The sequence below is a fragment of the Parasphingopyxis marina genome, from assembly GCF_014237875.1.
GTDB lineage: Bacteria > Pseudomonadota > Alphaproteobacteria > Sphingomonadales > Sphingomonadaceae > Parasphingopyxis > Parasphingopyxis marina.
In genome coordinates this window covers 1618242-1634765 of record NZ_JACJVJ010000001.1, presented here as the reverse complement: position 1 = coordinate 1634765, position 16524 = coordinate 1618242, and the positions used below count along the sequence as shown (strand labels likewise).

Genomic DNA, 16524 nt, shown 5'->3' with positions numbered 1-16524 from the left:
GGCTAGCTTCCAGCCGGAAGAGTCAGCACGAAACGGGCGCCCTGCCCCGGCGCGCTGTCGACGTCGATATCGCCGCCCATCGCGCGCGCGAGGTGGCGGGCGATATAGAGGCCGAGGCCGGTACCGGGTTCGCTCGCCGAAAGCCGTTCGAACTTTTCGAACATGCGGGGCTGGTCCTCCGGCGCGATGCCGCGCCCCTGATCGGCAACGACGACGGCGGCAAGATCGCCCTCGCCTTCGCAGCGTATCCAGACCTGGCTTTCCTCCGGCGCATAGCGAACCGCATTGCCGACCAGATTGACGAGGATCTGGAGCACGCGCTTATAGTCGCCAAGCGCGGGAAGCGTTTCATCGTCGGCCGGCATATCGATCTTGATCCGTTTTTCGCTGGCGCGGACCGAAAGCAGCCCGGCCGCGCTGCGCGCAACATCGGCCAGATCGAGCGCCTGCACCTCGGCGACGAAATCGTCGCGTTCCACAGCCTGGAGATCGACAAGATCGTCGATCAGCGCCAGCAGATGCTGGCCGGCCCGGGCAATATCGCCCGCATATTCGGCATAATCGGTGCGGATCGGCCCATCGAGTTGCGCTTCGATGCTGTGCGCGCCGGCCACGATCTTGTCGAGCGGCTCGCGCAGCGCCCTGTCGAGCTGTCGTCCGAACGCATCGGGCACGCCGATATTCTCATCGGCGGACGGAGGCGGCGCGGCCGGCGCTTCTTCCCGCATTTCGGCGGTACCGCGAAAACCGGCAAAACGGCCATTGCCGTCGATCAACGGGACGCCGGTCAGGGTCACGGTCAATCCGCCCTCGACCCGTACCACCGCCGCCTGGTCCTCGAACCGGCGATGTTCGGCGAGCGCGTTGAGGATCGGCAGGCCACCGTCTCCGCTTTCCACAAAGCGGAACAGGCCCGTCAGCGGCTGGCCGACAAAAGGCTCGATCGCCCCGATCGCGGCGACAGCGTCGGGCGAGAGCGAGGTCAGCCGCAGCGCCTGATCGGTTTCCCAAAGCCAGTCGGCCGCCGCACGCTGAAAATCGTGATCGCGCATCGCGCGCGCGCCAGACGCAGGTGGTGAAGCGTCTCTTCCGACCCAGCCACCGACGGCGAGACTGACGCCGTCGCTATCCGGTTCGGCCTGGACGCGCAGTTCGAGGTCGCGTTCGCCATCGGCCGCAATCACCGAGCGCGAAACATGAATGCCGAGACGCTGGGCAAGCCGCGCCAGCGCCGCGATCTGGGGAATGGCGAGCGCGCCGCCGGTCACGCCACCCGCGCGCGCGTTGAGATCGGCGAGCGCGGCATCCGCCGAAACCAGCCGTCCTTCCCGGTCGAGCCGGCCAAAGGCGGTACCGTCCATCGCCGCCGCGCCGCTCATGCGCGGTCTCCGGCGTCAAGGCGAGCCAGCGCCGTCCGATAGGCGATGTCGAGCCGCCAGGGCCGCATCGCGGCCTCGATTGCCTCGGCATCCATCGCTTCATAGCCCTCGATCCGGCGCGCGGCGCATTCCTCGCCCGCGCGGTCGTCGCCGATCACCGCCCGCGCCATCGCGGTTGCCAGAAATGCGGCCATATCGCGTTCGACACCGAGATGGCGGAGCAGCAGCGCATGGGCGGCGGCATCCGGCGCGGTCGCCATATCCCAGGCCGTGCCGAAAGGTAGATGGGCCTTCTCGCCGAGGAGCGCGGCATAGAGCGCCAACCGCGCGCCACCGAGCGTTTCCGCGAGCAACCGATCGTCGATCAGCCGGTGGCGATCGAGATGTCCTGCAAGGTCCATGGCCGCCGATTCCAGCGCGGCCTCGGCCGTCCGGCTCTCGACCATTTCGCGCGCCGATGCGGTGATGGGCGCGTCGAGCGCCGCGCCCTCGATGCCATGTTCGCGTTCGCCATAGGCGCGCAGCGCCGCGGCCACCGACCAGACCAGCGCCTTGTCCACCTCTGCGGGCAGGTCCGCCCGCGCGATGTGCGGGTCGTCGAGACGGTCGTTGCTCCGGGTTTCGGCGATCAGGTGACGCATCGCGCTCGCGGCAATGGCGCTGTCGGGCTCGTCCATGAGCCGGTCCAATACGCCATTTTCGGTGACGGACGCAGCTTTTCGGAGCTGGCGCATGATCCGATATTCGTCGGCCCGGCGCAGCAAGACGGTCGCGAGCGCCGCGTCGTCCGGCAAGCCCGCCCGCCGCATCACCGGGCCGGCAATGGCGACATGCGCAGCGCCGATCGACGCTACGAAAGCGCTATTGTCCGGCAGTTCGGCGCGCGCCAGCAGCCGCGCCCGCAAATCCCCTTCGACGGCATCGATCAGTCCGTCGAGCAGCTGTCGGATGGTATGGATCTGAAACTCGCTGAGGCGGTAGCGTTCGGGCCGGTGCAAATCCTCGAGTGCGACCGTCGCCCGTGCCTGCCGCCCATAGGCGGCACGCGCGGCGTCGGCGAGCAACGCCGCAGCGCGCTCTTCGGCAGATTCCGGGCGGGAATTGGCCGGTTCGGACATGAAAGGGACATAGCCGAAACGTCGTTAAGACGATGCTAATCCTGTTTCGAAAGGTCAATCGCGCTGGCGAACCGCCTCGCGTATGCTGTTCTGGAGCAAAAACAGGGAGATAGACGCGTAAACGGCAATCCCGAGCGGCCACCAGTTCCACTGGCCGGCCGCGGCGAAGGGCAAGGCGAGCCAGATCGCCGCATTGCCGTCTATCATCCACGGCAAAAGCCGCTGCTTTTCGGGGCCTATTCGCCTGAACAACGCCATTTCGCGGCTTGTGAAGACCAGCAGCGCCACCGCGGCAGCCGCCATGACGAAATAGCCGTTTTCCCCGCTCGATCGCGCGGCGAAATGGCCCAGCGCGAGGATCGCCAGGGCTTGGGCGAGGCCCTTGGCGTACCGAACCTCCCAACCCCCATCGTGGCTACGCAGCTGGGCAAGGTCGATCCGCCCTGCCGTCGCATCGATCGGTCCGGCGAGCAGCAACAGCACCAGGCCGGTCCACTGCCAGCCCCACCAAAGCGCCGCCGCGCCCAGAAGCGAGAGCAGGATCGCCGCGACGCGCAGCCAGAACGCCTCGATCCTGAAATCGAGCAGCAGCGGAGCCAGCAAGGAAAGGCCGCGGCCATAGAGGAAATGTTCGGGCCAGCTCATCGTGTGGAGGCGGTTGCGCGAGAGCATCGCCTTGCCCGCGTCGCGGCTCTTTTCGCTGCGTTCGGCAAGGACGACGGCCTCGCTCGCTTCGGCGACCACCCCTGCCTCGCCATCGATCGGCAGGAAGTCCGCCCCGCCCTGCACGATCCGGCGCATCAATGTCGATTGCAGGTCCCAATCGCCCAGCATCTGGGCGGTTGCCGCGATCGTCTCGACATTGGTCAGGGCGAGGCCTGCCCAGCGCTTTTCGGCATCGACCCTTTCGAAATGCTCGTTGGCCGGCACGTCCGACACGACGAGCAAGGCCGGCGAAGCCCGCGCGGCCATGGCATCGAAGCAGTCGGGCGCCGCGACGAGCCCATCGGCCACTAGCAGCACATGTTCTTCGGGGTGGAAATGATCGGCCGCATCCATCGGATCTCGGGCCAGGGTTACCGCTATGCCGTCGCGCCGCAACCGGTCCAGCGCCGCGTTCAGCGCCGCGGGTATCCGTTCGACAAGCACGACCGCATGGCTGGCGCCGGCCGCCATCGCCCGGCGCACCTGATGTTCGAGCAGGCTCCGGCCGGCCATCGGCAACAGCGCGCGCAGGCCGCCTTCCCTGTCCTCGGTTTCCTGATAGGCCGCGATCAGCGCCGCAAAGGCCATTATGTGCGTCCCGTACCCATTTTGGGACTTTGGTTACGCCTGCAATCGCCGGGTTGCAAAGCCGTTCACCGCTCAAAAGCGGGATTTTCTCTCAAATTAGGGGATAGAAGGCGATTTAGCCGAGTTCGCCGCCGCCAAATTGGCCGCTCTTTTCGAATCCGGCCACGGCCTTGTCGATTCGATCGAGCAATTCGCGGCTAAACGGAACGCCCTCGGCTGCCTCGCTGGCAAGCGCCATCAGGTCGGTCGCGCCGAAGCTCGCCGCGAGCCCCTTGAGCCGCCAGGCCGCAACCTGCCATTGCTGGTCGTTCACGGCGTTGTGGAGCGAGGATACGTGCCGCTGCGCACTCCGGAAGAATGCCAGGCGCAACTCCGCGACAAGCGCCGGATCGTCGCCCGCCGCAGCCGCGAGAGTCTTGTCTAATGCACCCGGATCGTAGGCCATGCTGTGGCTTTAGGGCATCGCCGTTAACGCTCCGTTGCCTTGCAAGGCTTTCGGGCGGAGTAAAACATGGTAAACACGGCGAATTGAGAGGGACTTGCGATGGCCGAAGCCGCAAATGACATTGCCGAACTCGAAAGTGGCGGAAACGCCGCCCGAAAGCAGATCGAAACGGCCTCCGCGCGCCCCGAATGGCTGGACGAAGACGAATGGGCATTCGCGCTTGAAAAGCCGGGTGTCGCCGAGCGGCTGCCCGTCATCCTGATCGTATTGGCGGCGCTGGGCTGGACGGGATTTGTCGGCTGGGCCGCCTATTCAAGCATCGTTGCGCGCAATCCCACGCTCACCGAAATCGCCAACTGGATTGCGATCGCGTCGGTTCCGCTCGCGCTCCTCGGCATTTTCTGGCTGATGACCCAGCGCACCAGCCGCCGCGAAGCGGTCCGTTTCGGCCGCACGGCGGAAGCCATGCGGACCGAAGCCCGTCGGCTGGACACGGCGATGGCGATCGTTTCCGCCCAGCTATCCGAAATCCGCGAAAACATATCGACCGAAACCGACCGGCTGCTCGTGCTCAGCGAGGAAGCGGCGGGCAGACTGGGAACGATCGGCGAGGATGTGCGCAACGCCGGCGCCACGATCGAGGAAAAATCGGGGCTGCTGGATCGTGCCGCGAAGACCGCGCGTGACAATGTCCAGATTCTCATGACCGATCTTCCACGCGCCGAAGAGCAGGCCCGCGCGGTAAGCGGCAGCCTCAAGGAAGCCGGGATCAACGCGCACGAGCAGGCCGCGTCCCTCGATACCCAGCTTAAATCGCTGAAAGAGCGCGGCGAGGAAGCCAACGATATCGCCAGCGGCGCCGCCCGGGCGCTTGCCGCCAATCTCACCCGGATCGAAGGCGTCGCCGAAATCGCCGCGAACAAGCTCGCCACCAAGGGCGAGGAGATAAACGCTGCCGTCGAGGCCGCGCTTAACCGGTCCAGCGATGCCGTGGAGGATACCCGGAAGGTCGTCGCCGAAATCGGGGCCGCGCTTTCCGCGATGATCGAAACCGCGCGCGCGACCTTCACCGCCGAGAGCGAGGAAGCCGCAGCGATGCTCGACGGGCGGCTTGCGGCGACCAACGATGCGCTTACCGCGTTCGACGCGAAGCTCGGCGAACAACGCCGGGCAACGGCCTCGGTTCTCAGCGATCTCGACAAGGGACTGACCGGCATCGAAGGGCGGCTGGCGGGCCTTTCCGAAAATGGGGCCGGCCACGCCCGCAAGCTCGGTGAGGAACTCGATGGCCTTCGCGCGGGCATGTCGGCGCTTGGCGAAAGCATCGGCGGCAACGATGCGGCGACCGAGCGGCTGATCGCGCGGGCGGCAGAGGTGAAGGCGGCGCTCGATCTCAGCGCCTCTTCGCTGAGCGACACCCTGCCCCGGGCCTTTGCCGACACCGAATCGCGGACCGAACAGCTGAAAGAGGCGATCCGCAGCGTTACGCCCGAACTCGAAACGCTCCAGAAGCTGGCCGACGATACGCGCGCCTATGTCGTCGTCAGCGGCGAGAGCCTCGACGACCAGAAGGAAGGCATCACCAATTTCGTCGATCAGGTCGGCGACCGGATTTCATCGATGCGCGAGGATATCGCCGGGTTCGAAACCGCGCTGGCCAATTCGGCCGAGCAGGCGAACAGCATTGCCGAAGGCGCGGCGCCGCGCCTGATCGAAACCTTGGCGCAGGTACGCGAGACGGCCGACCAGGCCGCCGAAAAGGCGCGCGCCGCCTTTGGCGAGCTGATCCCGCAAAGCGCTTCGGCGCTCAGCGAGGCAACCCGCCAGGCGATGTCCGATGCGCTTGGCGAGAATATCGAGGGCCGGATGGCGGAGATCGTCACGGCCTCCGAACGGGCGATCACCGCGGCCCGCGAAGCCGCCGATCAACTCGAGGCCAAGATGGCCGAGATCGAGGAACGCAGCACGGCGATCGAGACGCGGCTCGAAGAAACGCAGACGGAAGCAGAAGCATCGAGCATGGACGGTTTCGCCCGCCGCGTGACTCTGCTGATCGAATCGCTGAACTCGACCGCGATCGACGTCAGCAAGATCCTCTCGAACGAGGTCACCGATACGGCCTGGGCGGCCTATCTGAAGGGCGATCGCGGCGTTTTCTCACGGCGCGCGGTCCGGTTGCTCGACACCGGCGAAGCGCGCGAGATTGCCGCGCAATATGAAAGCAACTCGGAATTCCGCGAACATGTGAACCGCTATATTCACGATTTCGAATCAATGCTGCGCCGGGTGCTCGCGACGCGCGACGGCTCGCCGCTCGCGGTGACCTTGCTGTCGTCGGATAACGGCAAGCTCTACGTGTCGCTCGCCCAGGCGATCGAACGCCTGCGCAGCTAGCGATCCGGGCGGTTATTCGCCCAGCTTCACGAAATCGATCGTATCGGTGGTGATCCAGCCGAAGACGTAATTCGCATAAAATAGCGCAAACAGGATCGCCGCGAGGATCGTCGTCCGCAGCACGACCTTGCCCGGCGAGAATCGGTGCGGCGCGCTTTCGGCGTGGCCGCGCTGTGGTTCGATACCGGCCTCCCGGTCGGTCTTCACGCCAAAAGGCAAAACCAGGAAAAGGCTGAGGAACCAGAACAGGAAATAAATTGCGATCGCCGAAATCGGCTGCACGGCTAGACCTCCATCAGCGACACATTAACGACAGGCTTTTTCCCGGTCCATTCGGTCGCGATGCGGCGAACGGCAAGGCGGATCGCCTCGCGCAGCTTTTCGGCATCCTTGGCGCCCTTGCGCGCCGCGCCCGCGGCTGCCTCGACCGCTTCGTCGATAAACTGCTCGCGGTCTTCCTCGATCGGGACTCCGGCCATGGAAAAGGCGGGCATGCCGCGCATCTTGCCCTTGGCATCGAAAGCGACCGCGACCGCGATCAACCCGCGCTGGGCGATCCGGCGACGTTCGTTCATCGCCTCTCCGTCCGCCGCGATGATCGTATCGCCATCAAGGACGAGCCGTCCCGTTCGCTCCTGGCCGACAATGGCGGGGCCATTCGGCGCGAGCCGCACGACATCGCCATTTTGCTGTACGATCGTCTTGGGAATGCCCTTGGCGGCGCCGAAACGCGCCTGCTCCGCCATATGCCGGATTTCGCCGTGCACGGGCACCAGTATTTCGGGCCGGATCCACTCATACATCGCGGCCAGTTCCGGCTTTCCGGGATGGCCGGAGACATGGACGAAGGCCTGGCGGTCGGTGACCATTTCGATGCCGCGCTCGGCGAGTGCATTCTGCACCCGGCCGATGGCGATCTCGTTGCCGGGGATCTGCTTGGAGCTGAAGACAACAAGGTCTCCCTCGACCAAGGTCAGCGGGTGATTATTCTCGGCGACCCTCGCAAGCGCGGCGCGGGACTCCCCCTGCCCGCCGGTCGCGATGATCATCAGCTCGCGTGGCGGCAGCTTCATCGCCTCGTCGAAATCGACGGTGCTGGGAAAATCCTTGAGATAGCCGGTCGCCCTCGCGGTCTCGATAATCCGGTTGAGCGAACGCCCCGCCACGCAAAGCTGGCGGCCGGTGTCGTCGGCGATGCGGCCCAGCGTCTGGAGCCTGGCGGCGTTCGAGGCGAAGGTCGTGACCATCACGCGGCCGGTGGCCGCGGCGATAACTTCGCCTAGCCCTTCGCGCACCGCGCCTTCGCTACCCGATGCCTTGTCGTTGAAGACATTGGTCGAATCGCAGACGAGCGCGAGGATTCCCTCATCGCCGATCGCGGTCAGCTCTTCGGCAGTTGCCGGCTTGCCCATTTGCGGTTCGTCGTCGAGCTTCCAGTCACCGGTATGGAAGATGCGGCCATGCGGCGTATCGATAACCAGTCCGTTGCCCTCCGGAATGGAATGGGCAAGCGGCACGTAGCGAAAGCCGAACGGGCCGAGTTCGAACGATCCCTCATTCTCGATGACATGGAGCTCGACATCGTCGAGCAACCCGGCTTCTTCCAGCTTCTTGACGATAAGACCGGAGGTGAACGGCGTCGCATACATCGGCACGCCGAGATCGGCACCGAGATGCGCCAGCGCGCCGATATGATCCTCATGGCCGTGCGTCAGCACGATGCCGAGCAGGTCTTCGGCCCGGTCCTCGATGAATTCGAGATCGGGGAGTACGAGTTCGATGCCCGGATAATGGGCATCGCCAAAGGTGATGCCGCAATCGACCATCACCCATTTTCCCTGGGTTCCGTAGAGATTGACGTTCATGCCGATCTCGCCCGACCCGCCGAGCGCGAGGAAAAGCAGTTCGTTTTTGGGGTTCATGCGGGCCTATCTAGACCTTTGGTAGAGCATGGCCAGCCCTTGAATCGTCAGATCGGGCTCGATGGCATCGAAGACATCGGTATTCTTGTCGAACAGGGCCGCAAGACCGCCTGTGGAAACGACCTTGGCCGGCCGGCCGATTTCGGCCCGCAACCGCGCCACCAGCCCTTCGACCATCGCCACATAGCCCCAGTAGACGCCGATATGCATCTGGCTTTCCGTCGTCGTACCCACCACCGACTTGTCGCCCTCGGGAGCCTCGATCGCGATCCTCGGCAGCATCGCGGCGGCGTTGACCAGTGCGTCGAGCGAAAGGTTGATCCCCGGCGCGATGATCCCGCCCTTGTACGCGCCTTCATAATCGACGACGTCGAAGGTCGTCGCCGTGCCGAAATCGATCACGATCAAATCTTCGGGATACAGTGCATGGGCGGCGATCATGTCGAGCGCCCGGTCTGCCCCGAGCGATTTCGGCTCGTCGACATCGAGCCGCATCGGCCATTCGACCGGAGGCTGCCCGGCGATCATCGCCTCGACGCCGAAATATTTGGACGCCAGCACTTCGAGATTATGGATGGTGCGCGGAACGACCGTGCCGATAATGACGGCATCAACATCGGCGGGCGTCAGGCCTTCAAGCGCCATCAGATTGTGGAGCCACACCGCATATTCGTCGCCCGTCCGGCGCGGATCGGTGGCGATGCGCCAACGGGACCTGATCTCGTCGCCTTCGACCAGCGCGAAGACGACATTGGTGTTTCCGGCATCGACGGCAAGCAACATCGGCCTAACTCTCAGACAAGGAAAACATCGCCGGCATGCATGACATGGACGGAGCCGTCCGCCAAGCGCAGACGCAGCGCGCCATCGGCGTCGATCCCGTCGAACATGCCTTCCAGCTTGCGGCCGGTGGGATCATGCACGGTCAGCGCGCTTCCCGGCGGATGGGCACGCGACAGCCATTGATCGCGGATCGCGCCAAGCCCCGGTTCTCGCCATTTGGCAAGCCAATCGGCGAACCGCTCGGCGAGTTCGCGCAGGAAAATGTCGGGCGCCGGAGGCATCCCATGGACCGCAAGGCTGGTCACCGGCCGGTCCAGCCCTTCGGGATGGCGGGCAAGGTTGACGCCGATGCCGATCACAACCGCATTGCCTTCGCGTTCGAGCAGGATGCCGGAAAGCTTTCCGCCCTCGAGCATCAGGTCGTTGGGCCATTTGAGCAGCAGCGAAACATGCTCATCTTCGGGCAGGAAGGCGGCCACCGCGTCGTAGAGCGCGAGCGAGGCGACCAGCGCCAGGCTCGCAGGAGGTGGGTCGCCTTCGCCCAGCCGCACCAGCGTGCTCGCGAAGAGGTTGCCGGTCACCGAGTCCCAGCTTCGCCCCTGCCGTCCCCGCCCCGAATTCTGGCGTTCGGCACGCAGCCACAGTCCCTCGCCTTCGCCGGACCGCGCACGCGCCATCATATCGTCGTTGGTGGAGCCGGTCTCCGCGACCGTCTGGATACGGATACCCAGGACTAATGCATCCTAGAACAGCGCCCGCGCGGCATTGCCTGCCGTCAGCGCAAGGAACGGCACGAGCAGATAGCCGAGCGGCGAAACCGCTGCGGCCGCCACCGCGATCAGCCCATTCTCGACCATCGAATTGGCCGGAGCATAGGCCGGCGCGGAATCGTCGAAATAGATCGTCTTGACGATGCGGAGATAATAATAGGCCCCGATCACCGAGAGCGCGATGCCGATCACGGCGAGCGGGAAGAGGCCTGCCGAAACCGCCGCGTCGAACACCAGGAACTTGCCCCAAAAGCCGAGCAGCGGCGGAATGCCCGCGAGCGAGAACATGAAGATCGCGAAGGCCGCGGCGAGCGCCGGTTGCGTCTTCGACAGACCGGCGAGGCTCTCGATATCCTCGACCGGACGCCCCTCCGCGTCGCGCATCTGGAGCACGCACAGGAAGCTGCCCAGGGTCATCACGACATAGATCGCCATATAGGACATGGTCGCGGCTACGCCTTCGACCGTACCGGCAGCCAGGCCGATCAGCGCGAAACCGATATTGTTGATCGAGCTGTAGGCAAGCAGGCGCTTGATGTTGGACTGGCCGATCGCGGCGACCGCACCGAGCGCGATCGAGGCAAGCGCCACGAAGATCACGATCTGCTGCCATTCGCCGGTCGCCGGGCCCATCGCGTCGATCACCACGCGGATCGACAGGGCGACGGCGGCGACCTTGGGCGCCGAGGCGAAGAAGGCGGTGACCGGCGTCGGCGCGCCTTCGTAAACGTCCGGCGTCCACATATGGAAGGGCACGGCGCTGATCTTGAAGGCCAGGCCCGCAAGCACGAACACCAGCCCGAACAGTTCGCCGGTCGAAAGGCCCGCCTGCATGGCGACGGCGATGCCGCGATAGCTGGTGGTGCCGGTAAAGCCGTAAAGCAGCGAAACGCCGTAGAGCAGGATGCCGCTCGCCAGCGCGCCGAGCACGAAATATTTGAGGCCGGCTTCCGCCGATCGCGTGTCCTGGCGCATGAAGCTCGCCAGCACATAGGCGGCAAGGCTCTGCATTTCGAGGCCGATATAGAGCGTCATCAGATCGCCGGACGAGACCATGAAACCCATGCCCAGCGCGGCAAACACGATCAGGATCGGATATTCGGCGCGCAGCCCGTCGCTCGCGAAAAAGCGCGGCGCCATCAATATCGAAACCGCCGCCGCGGCATAGATCAGCACCTTGGAAAAGGTAGAGAAATCATCGGCGAAATAGAGCCCGCCGAAGACCGGCCCGCCATCGCCGGCCGCGCCCACCAGCGAAAGCCCCGCAACGAGCAGGCCGAACAGGCACACGACCGAAACCGCCTCATAGCCGCTGCGGCCCGACCATGCGGCCAGCAGCAACGCCAGCAACGAGGTGATCGTGAGGATCAGTTCGGGCGCAACGATGACGAGATTGTCGAGATAGGACATTAGTGGGCGCCCTCCCCGGCTGCCGGTTCGGCATGGTGCTCGCCGTCTTCTGCGGCTGGCGGTTCGCCCATAACGAGATGTGCGTCGCCCGCCGGCGCGGCACGTTCGATCCGGTCGAGCAACACCCCGACATCGTCGCGGATCGGCGCAATGAAGCTTTCGGGATAGACGCCCATCCACAGGACGATCGCAGCAATCGGCCCGAGCATCGCGAGTTCGCGCAGCGAGAGATCGGGCATCGCCTTCACGTCTTCCTTGTCGAGCGTGCCGTAGCAGACGCGCCAGTAGAGATAGAGCATATAGGCCGCGCCGAGAATGATGCCGGTCGTGCAGATAAAGGCGACCCAGCTGGAAGCTTCATAAGCGCCGACCAGCGCCAGGAATTCCCCGACGAAGCCGCTGGTTCCCGGCAAGCCGACCGAAGCCATGGTGAAGAGCAGGAACAGTACCGCATATTGCGGCATATTGTCCGAGAGCCCGCCATAGCGATCGATTTCGCGGGTATGGAGCCGATCGTAGATCACGCCGACGCACAGGAAGAGTGCGCCGGAAACAAGGCCATGGCTGAGCATGACGATCATCGCACCCTCGATGCCCTGCCGGTTGAACGCGAACAGGCCGATGGTGACGAACGCCATATGCGCGACGGAACTGTAGGCGATAAGCTTCTTCATGTCCTGTTGCACCAAAGCGACCAGCGAGGTGTAGACGACGGCAATCATCGACAGGCCGAAAACGATCCATACGAGATCGGCGGACGCTTCGGGGAACATCGGCAGCGAAAAACGGATGAAGCCGTAACCGCCCATCTTGAGCAGCACGCCGGCGAGGATCACCGAACCCGCGGTCGGTGCCTGCACATGCGCGTCGGGGAGCCAGGTGTGTACCGGCCACATCGGCATCTTCACCGCGAAGCTCGCGAAGAAGGCGAGCCACAACCACGTCTGCGCGTTCGCCGGGAAATCATAGGCCATCAGCGTCGGAATGTCGGTCGTGCCCGCTTCCTGCGCCATCCAGAGCATCGCGATCAGCATCAGCACCGATCCGAGCAAGGTGTAGAGGAAGAATTTGTAGCTCGCGTAGATCCGTTCGGCGCCGCCCCAGATGCCGATGATCAGATACATCGGAATGAGGCCGGCCTCGAAGAAGATGTAGAAGAGGAACAGGTCCTGCGCCGTGAACACGCCGATCATCAGCGATTCCATCAGCAGGAACGCCGCCATATATTCCGGCACGCGGGTCGTGATCGCTTTCCAGCTGGCCAGGATACAGATCGGCATCAGGAAAACCGAGAGCATGATCAGCATCAGCGCGATGCCGTCTATGCCCAGCGCCCAGGCGAAACGCCCGAACAGCGGATAGCTCTCCACGAACTGCCATTGCGGCCCGCCAATCTGGTAACTGGCCCAGAGCAGGATGCCGAGCGCAAAGGTGGCGAGGGTTGCGCCGAGAGCCACATAACGCGCGGTCTGCGCCTTGGCCTCGCCCGCACCGGGCGCGACGAGGCAGACAAGCGCGCCCAGCAGCGGCAGCGCCACCATCAGCGAAAGAATGGGAAAACCGAGAGCGTTCATGCCGTTACCGTGTCATCGCCCAGGTCGCTGCCGCGGCAAGGCCGATCAGCATGACGAGCGCATAGGTGTAGAGATATCCCGACTGGAAACGCCGCGTGACGCCGCTGCCCTGCGCGACCACCCAGGCGAAGCCGTCCGGCCCGAACCGGTCGATCGTGCCCTTGTCGCCACGCTTCCAGAGAAAGCGGCCGATGGCGAAGGCGGGACGCACGAAAATCGCGTTGTAGAGCTCGTCGAAATACCATTTGTTCAGGAGGAACGCGTGGAGCACGCGGAACTGGCCCACGAATTTTTCGGGCCAGTCGGTATGCCGGATATAGGCAAGCCAGGCGATCAACAGTCCGGCGAGCATCACCACGGTAGAGGAAAGCTTCGCCCAGAGCGGCACTTCGTGGATTTCGTGGATCAGATGCTCGTTGAACGCGACGCTGCCGTTCCAGAAGGCCGCGCTATCGACGAACTCGTGCGTGAAGAAATATCCGGCGAAAACCGCGCCGACTGAAAGCAGGCCAAGCGGCACCAGCATCGTCCACGGGCTTTCGTGCGGATGATAGCCGCCGGTCCGGTCGTCCCCCGCCTCTTCGGGCGTCTTGTGCACGCCATGCTGGATATGCTCGCTGTCGATCCAGCGCGCCTTGCCGAAAAAGGTCATGAAGATCAGCCGCCAGCTGTAGAAACTCGTCAGCAGCGCCGCGAAAACGGTGGAGAAGAAGGCAATGCCGCCGATGCTCGTGCCGCTGGCAAAGGCCGCCTCGATGATCGCGTCCTTCGAATAGAAGCCCGCAAAACCGAAAAAACCGATCACGCCGACACCGGTGATCGCCACCGTACCGGCGACCATCGCCCAGAAGGTGAAGGGGATCTGCTTACGCAGCGCGCCATAATAACGCATGTCCTGCTCGTGATGCATGGCGTGGATCACGCTGCCCGCGCCGAGGAACAGCAGCGCCTTGAAAAAGGCATGGGTGAAGAGGTGGAACATCGCGATGCCCCAGGCTCCGACACCGGCCGCGACGAACATGTAACCGAGCTGCGAGCAGGTCGAATAGGCGATCACCCGCTTGATATCCATTTGCGTCGTGCCGACGGTCGCGGCGAAAAAGGCGGTGATCAACCCGATAAAGGTGACGACTCCCATCGCGACCGGGCTGGTTTCGAACATCGGCGAGAGACGGCAGACCATGAACACGCCGGCCGTCACCATCGTCGCGGCGTGGATCAGCGCGGAAACCGGGGTCGGGCCTTCCATCGCATCGGGCAGCCAGGTGTGGAGGCCGAACTGCGCGGACTTGCCCATCGCGCCGACGAACAGCAGCAGGCAGAGCAAGGTCATGGTGTCGATGCGCGTGCCGAGGAAACCGATGGTCGATCCGGCCATGGCCGGCGCGGCTTCCAGGATTTCCGGGATCGAAACGGTGCCGAAGACGAGGAAGGTGCCGAAGATGCCGAGCGAGAAGCCGAAATCGCCGACGCGGTTGACGACGAACGCCTTGATCGCGGCCGCGTTGGCCGACGGCTTGTGGTACCAGAAACCGATCAGCAGATAGCTCGCCAGCCCCACCCCTTCCCAGCCGAAGAACATCTGCACGAGATTGTTCGACGTCACGAGCATCAGCATCGCGAAGGTGAAAAGCGAGAGATAGGCGAAGAAGCGCGGCTGGTCCGGATCCTCGTCCATATAGCCCCAGCTGTAGAGATGGACGAGCGCCGAGACGCTGGTCACGACGACGAGCATGACGGCCGTCAGCGTATCGACGCGCAGGCTCCAGGCGACGTCGAGATCGCCCGAACGGATCCAGTCGAACACCGGCGCGACATAGGCTTCCTGCCCGCCGACGAGGAAAGACAGAAAGATCGGCCAGCTCATCGCGCAGGCGGCAAACAGGGCGCCCGTCGTGATCAGCTTGGCCGCGACATTGCCGAGCATCCGGTTGCCCAAGCCCGCGACGATGGCCGCGAGCAGCGGCAGGAAGACGATAAGCTGGATCAACGCGTCATCCCTTCATCCGGCTGGGATCATCGACCGAAATCGTGCCCCGGCCGCGGAAATAGATGACGAGGATGGCCAGCCCGATCGCCGCCTCACCGGCAGCCACGGTCAGCACGAACATCGCGAAAACCTGGCCGACGATGTCGCCGAGAAAGGCGCTGAACGCGACGAGATTGATGTTCACGGCGAGCAGGATCAGCTCGATCGCCATCAGGATGATGATGATGTTCTTGCGGTTGATGAAGATGCCGAGCACGCCCATCACGAACAGGATCGCACCGACGACCAGATAATGCCCCAAACCGATCACAGCTCGATCCCCTTGCCGACTTCGGGATTGGTGTTGCGCGTCGCTTCTTCGGGACGGCGCTTGATCTGCTTAGACACATTTTGCGGCCGCACGCCCGAACGCTCGCGATGGGTCAGCACGATCGCGCCGACCATCGCGACGAGCAGGACGATGCCCGCCCCTTCGAAGATCAGCAGATAGCGGTCGTACAGCGCGCGCCCGACGGCCTCGATATTGGGAACGCTCGGATCGATCTGCGCCAGCCGCGTGTCGGGGCCGATATCCGCGAAATTCCATACGCCGATGGCGAGCACGATCTCGGCCAGCAGCACGAGTGCGATCAACAGGCCGAAGGGCAGATAGCGGCTCACCCCGGCCCTGAGTTCGGCGAAATCGATGTCGAGCATCATCACGACGAACAGGAACAGCACCGCGACGGCGCCGACATAGACGATCACCAGCAGCATCGCGATAAATTCGGCGCCGATCAGCAGCATCAGCCCCGCCGCGTTGAAGAAGGCGAGGATCAGCCAGAGCACCGAATGCACGGGATTGCGCGACAGGATCGTCATCGCACCCGAGGCGATAACGACGCTGGCAAAAATGTAGAAGGCGATGGCCTGAATCACGGTGTTCGGTGGACCCCTGTAAGAATGGTCGGCGGCTTAACGATAGGGCGCATCGGCGGCAAGGTTCGCGGCAATCGCGCGCTCCCATTTGTCGCCATTGGCCAGCAATTTTTCCTTGTCGTAGAGAAGTTCCTCGCGGGTTTCGGTCGCATATTCGAAATTCGGCCCTTCGACGACGGCATCGACCGGACAGGCCTCCTGACACAAACCGCAATAGATGCACTTGGTCATGTCGATATCGTAGCGCGTCGTGCGGCGCGATCCGTCCTCGCGCGGTTCGGCCTCGATGGTGATCGCCTGGGCGGGGCAGACCGCTTCGCACAGCTTGCACGCGATGCAGCGCTCCTCGCCGTTCGGATAGCGGCGCAGCACATGCTCGCCGCGAAAACGCGGGCTGATCGGGTTCTTTTCATAGGGATAGTTGATCGTCGCCTTGGGCTTGAAGAAATATTTCAAGGTCAGCCAATGCGCTTTCACGAACTCCCAAAGGGTGAAGGATTTGATGAGGTGCAGCATTATCCGGCGGGC

General features: G+C 64.0%; 15 protein-coding genes. 1 reads left to right on the top strand and 14 read right to left on the bottom strand.

What is annotated here, in order from left to right; translation table 11 throughout:
- Positions 1-2 precede the first annotated feature (2 nt).
- The 4 genes from H6P80_RS08210 to H6P80_RS08195 form a co-directional block, all read right to left on the bottom strand.
- Complete coding sequence (locus tag H6P80_RS08210) at positions 3-1379, bottom strand: sensor histidine kinase (RefSeq protein WP_185800801.1); 1377 nt, start codon at positions 1377-1379, stop codon at positions 3-5.
- Positions 1376-2497: a DUF2336 domain-containing protein gene (locus H6P80_RS08205; RefSeq protein ID WP_185800800.1), complete on the bottom strand. Its 1122-nt coding sequence runs from the start codon at positions 2495-2497 to the stop codon at positions 1376-1378. The genes H6P80_RS08210 and H6P80_RS08205 overlap by 4 nt, the downstream gene beginning before the upstream one ends.
- A 54-nt stretch (positions 2498-2551) precedes the next feature.
- On the bottom strand, positions 2552-3790 hold the full coding sequence (locus tag H6P80_RS08200) for a glycosyltransferase family protein (RefSeq protein WP_185800799.1): 1239 nt from the start codon (positions 3788-3790) through the stop codon (positions 2552-2554).
- A gap of 115 nt (positions 3791-3905) precedes the next feature.
- On the bottom strand, positions 3906-4235 hold the full coding sequence (locus H6P80_RS08195; RefSeq protein ID WP_185800798.1) for an Hpt domain-containing protein: 330 nt from the start codon (positions 4233-4235) through the stop codon (positions 3906-3908).
- Positions 4236-4334: 99 nt separating this feature from the next.
- Between H6P80_RS08195 and H6P80_RS08190 the strand changes: the two genes are divergently transcribed.
- Positions 4335-6629: a coiled-coil domain-containing protein gene (locus tag H6P80_RS08190; protein ID WP_185800797.1), complete on the top strand. Its 2295-nt coding sequence runs from the start codon at positions 4335-4337 to the stop codon at positions 6627-6629.
- A gap of 12 nt (positions 6630-6641) precedes the next feature.
- Here the strand turns inward: H6P80_RS08190 and H6P80_RS08185 are convergent, their stop codons facing one another.
- The 10 genes from H6P80_RS08185 to nuoI are packed head-to-tail and all read right to left on the bottom strand — an operon-like array spanning position 6642 to position 16512.
- Entirely contained in the window at positions 6642-6911 is a 270-nt protein-coding gene (locus tag H6P80_RS08185) for a DUF1467 family protein (protein WP_185800796.1), read from the bottom strand.
- Positions 6912-6913: 2 nt separating this feature from the next.
- A complete protein-coding gene (locus H6P80_RS08180) occupies positions 6914-8551 on the bottom strand; it encodes a ribonuclease J (RefSeq protein WP_185800795.1) in 1638 nt (545 codons plus the stop codon).
- 6 nt (positions 8552-8557) lie between these two features.
- The gene (locus H6P80_RS08175) at positions 8558-9334 is read right to left on the bottom strand and encodes a type III pantothenate kinase (RefSeq protein WP_185800794.1); all 777 of its coding nucleotides are present in this window, start codon (positions 9332-9334) and stop codon (positions 8558-8560) included.
- Positions 9335-9345: 11 nt separating this feature from the next.
- A complete protein-coding gene (locus tag H6P80_RS08170) occupies positions 9346-10053 on the bottom strand; it encodes a biotin--[acetyl-CoA-carboxylase] ligase (RefSeq protein ID WP_328804969.1) in 708 nt (235 codons plus the stop codon).
- A gap of 24 nt (positions 10054-10077) precedes the next feature.
- Positions 10078-11514 (bottom strand): NADH-quinone oxidoreductase subunit NuoN, encoded by a 1437-nt coding sequence (gene nuoN, locus H6P80_RS08165; RefSeq protein ID WP_185800793.1) that lies wholly within the window; start codon positions 11512-11514, stop codon positions 10078-10080.
- Complete coding sequence (locus tag H6P80_RS08160; RefSeq protein WP_185800792.1) at positions 11514-13088, bottom strand: NADH-quinone oxidoreductase subunit M; 1575 nt, start codon at positions 13086-13088, stop codon at positions 11514-11516. Before H6P80_RS08160 ends, nuoN begins: the two co-directional genes overlap by 1 nt.
- A 4-nt stretch (positions 13089-13092) precedes the next feature.
- Positions 13093-15078 (bottom strand): NADH-quinone oxidoreductase subunit L, encoded by a 1986-nt coding sequence (gene nuoL, locus H6P80_RS08155; RefSeq protein ID WP_185800791.1) that lies wholly within the window; start codon positions 15076-15078, stop codon positions 13093-13095.
- A 4-nt stretch (positions 15079-15082) separates the two neighbouring features.
- Positions 15083-15388 (bottom strand): NADH-quinone oxidoreductase subunit NuoK, encoded by a 306-nt coding sequence (gene nuoK / locus H6P80_RS08150; protein ID WP_185800790.1) that lies wholly within the window; start codon positions 15386-15388, stop codon positions 15083-15085.
- Positions 15385-15996, bottom strand: a complete 612-nt coding sequence (locus H6P80_RS08145) for an NADH-quinone oxidoreductase subunit J (RefSeq protein ID WP_185800789.1) — start codon at positions 15994-15996, stop codon at positions 15385-15387. The genes nuoK and H6P80_RS08145 overlap by 4 nt, the downstream gene beginning before the upstream one ends.
- Positions 15997-16032: 36 nt before the next feature.
- On the bottom strand, positions 16033-16512 hold the full coding sequence (nuoI, locus tag H6P80_RS08140; RefSeq protein ID WP_185800788.1) for an NADH-quinone oxidoreductase subunit NuoI: 480 nt from the start codon (positions 16510-16512) through the stop codon (positions 16033-16035).
- Between the last annotated feature and the right edge of the window lie 12 nt (positions 16513-16524).

What these genes read in the sequence shown, in the direction of transcription:
- H6P80_RS08210 (WP_185800801.1), bottom strand. Translation starts at nt 1,379, where the DNA reads ATGAGCGGCGCGGCGGCGATGGACGGTACCGCCTTTGGCCGGCTCGAC.
- H6P80_RS08205 (WP_185800800.1), bottom strand. Translation starts at nt 2,497, where the DNA reads ATGTCCGAACCGGCCAATTCCCGCCCGGAATCTGCCGAAGAGCGCGCT.
- H6P80_RS08200 (WP_185800799.1), bottom strand. Translation starts at nt 3,790, where the DNA reads ATGGCCTTTGCGGCGCTGATCGCGGCCTATCAGGAAACCGAGGACAGG.
- H6P80_RS08195 (WP_185800798.1), bottom strand. Translation starts at nt 4,235, where the DNA reads ATGGCCTACGATCCGGGTGCATTAGACAAGACTCTCGCGGCTGCGGCG.
- H6P80_RS08190 (WP_185800797.1), top strand. Translation starts at nt 4,335, where the DNA reads ATGGCCGAAGCCGCAAATGACATTGCCGAACTCGAAAGTGGCGGAAAC.
- H6P80_RS08180 (WP_185800795.1), bottom strand. Translation starts at nt 8,551, where the DNA reads ATGAACCCCAAAAACGAACTGCTTTTCCTCGCGCTCGGCGGGTCGGGC.
- H6P80_RS08175 (WP_185800794.1), bottom strand. Translation starts at nt 9,334, where the DNA reads ATGTTGCTTGCCGTCGATGCCGGAAACACCAATGTCGTCTTCGCGCTG.
- nuoN (WP_185800793.1), bottom strand. Translation starts at nt 11,514, where the DNA reads ATGTCCTATCTCGACAATCTCGTCATCGTTGCGCCCGAACTGATCCTC.
- H6P80_RS08160 (WP_185800792.1), bottom strand. Translation starts at nt 13,088, where the DNA reads ATGAACGCTCTCGGTTTTCCCATTCTTTCGCTGATGGTGGCGCTGCCG.
- nuoI (WP_185800788.1), bottom strand. Translation starts at nt 16,512, where the DNA reads ATGCTGCACCTCATCAAATCCTTCACCCTTTGGGAGTTCGTGAAAGCG.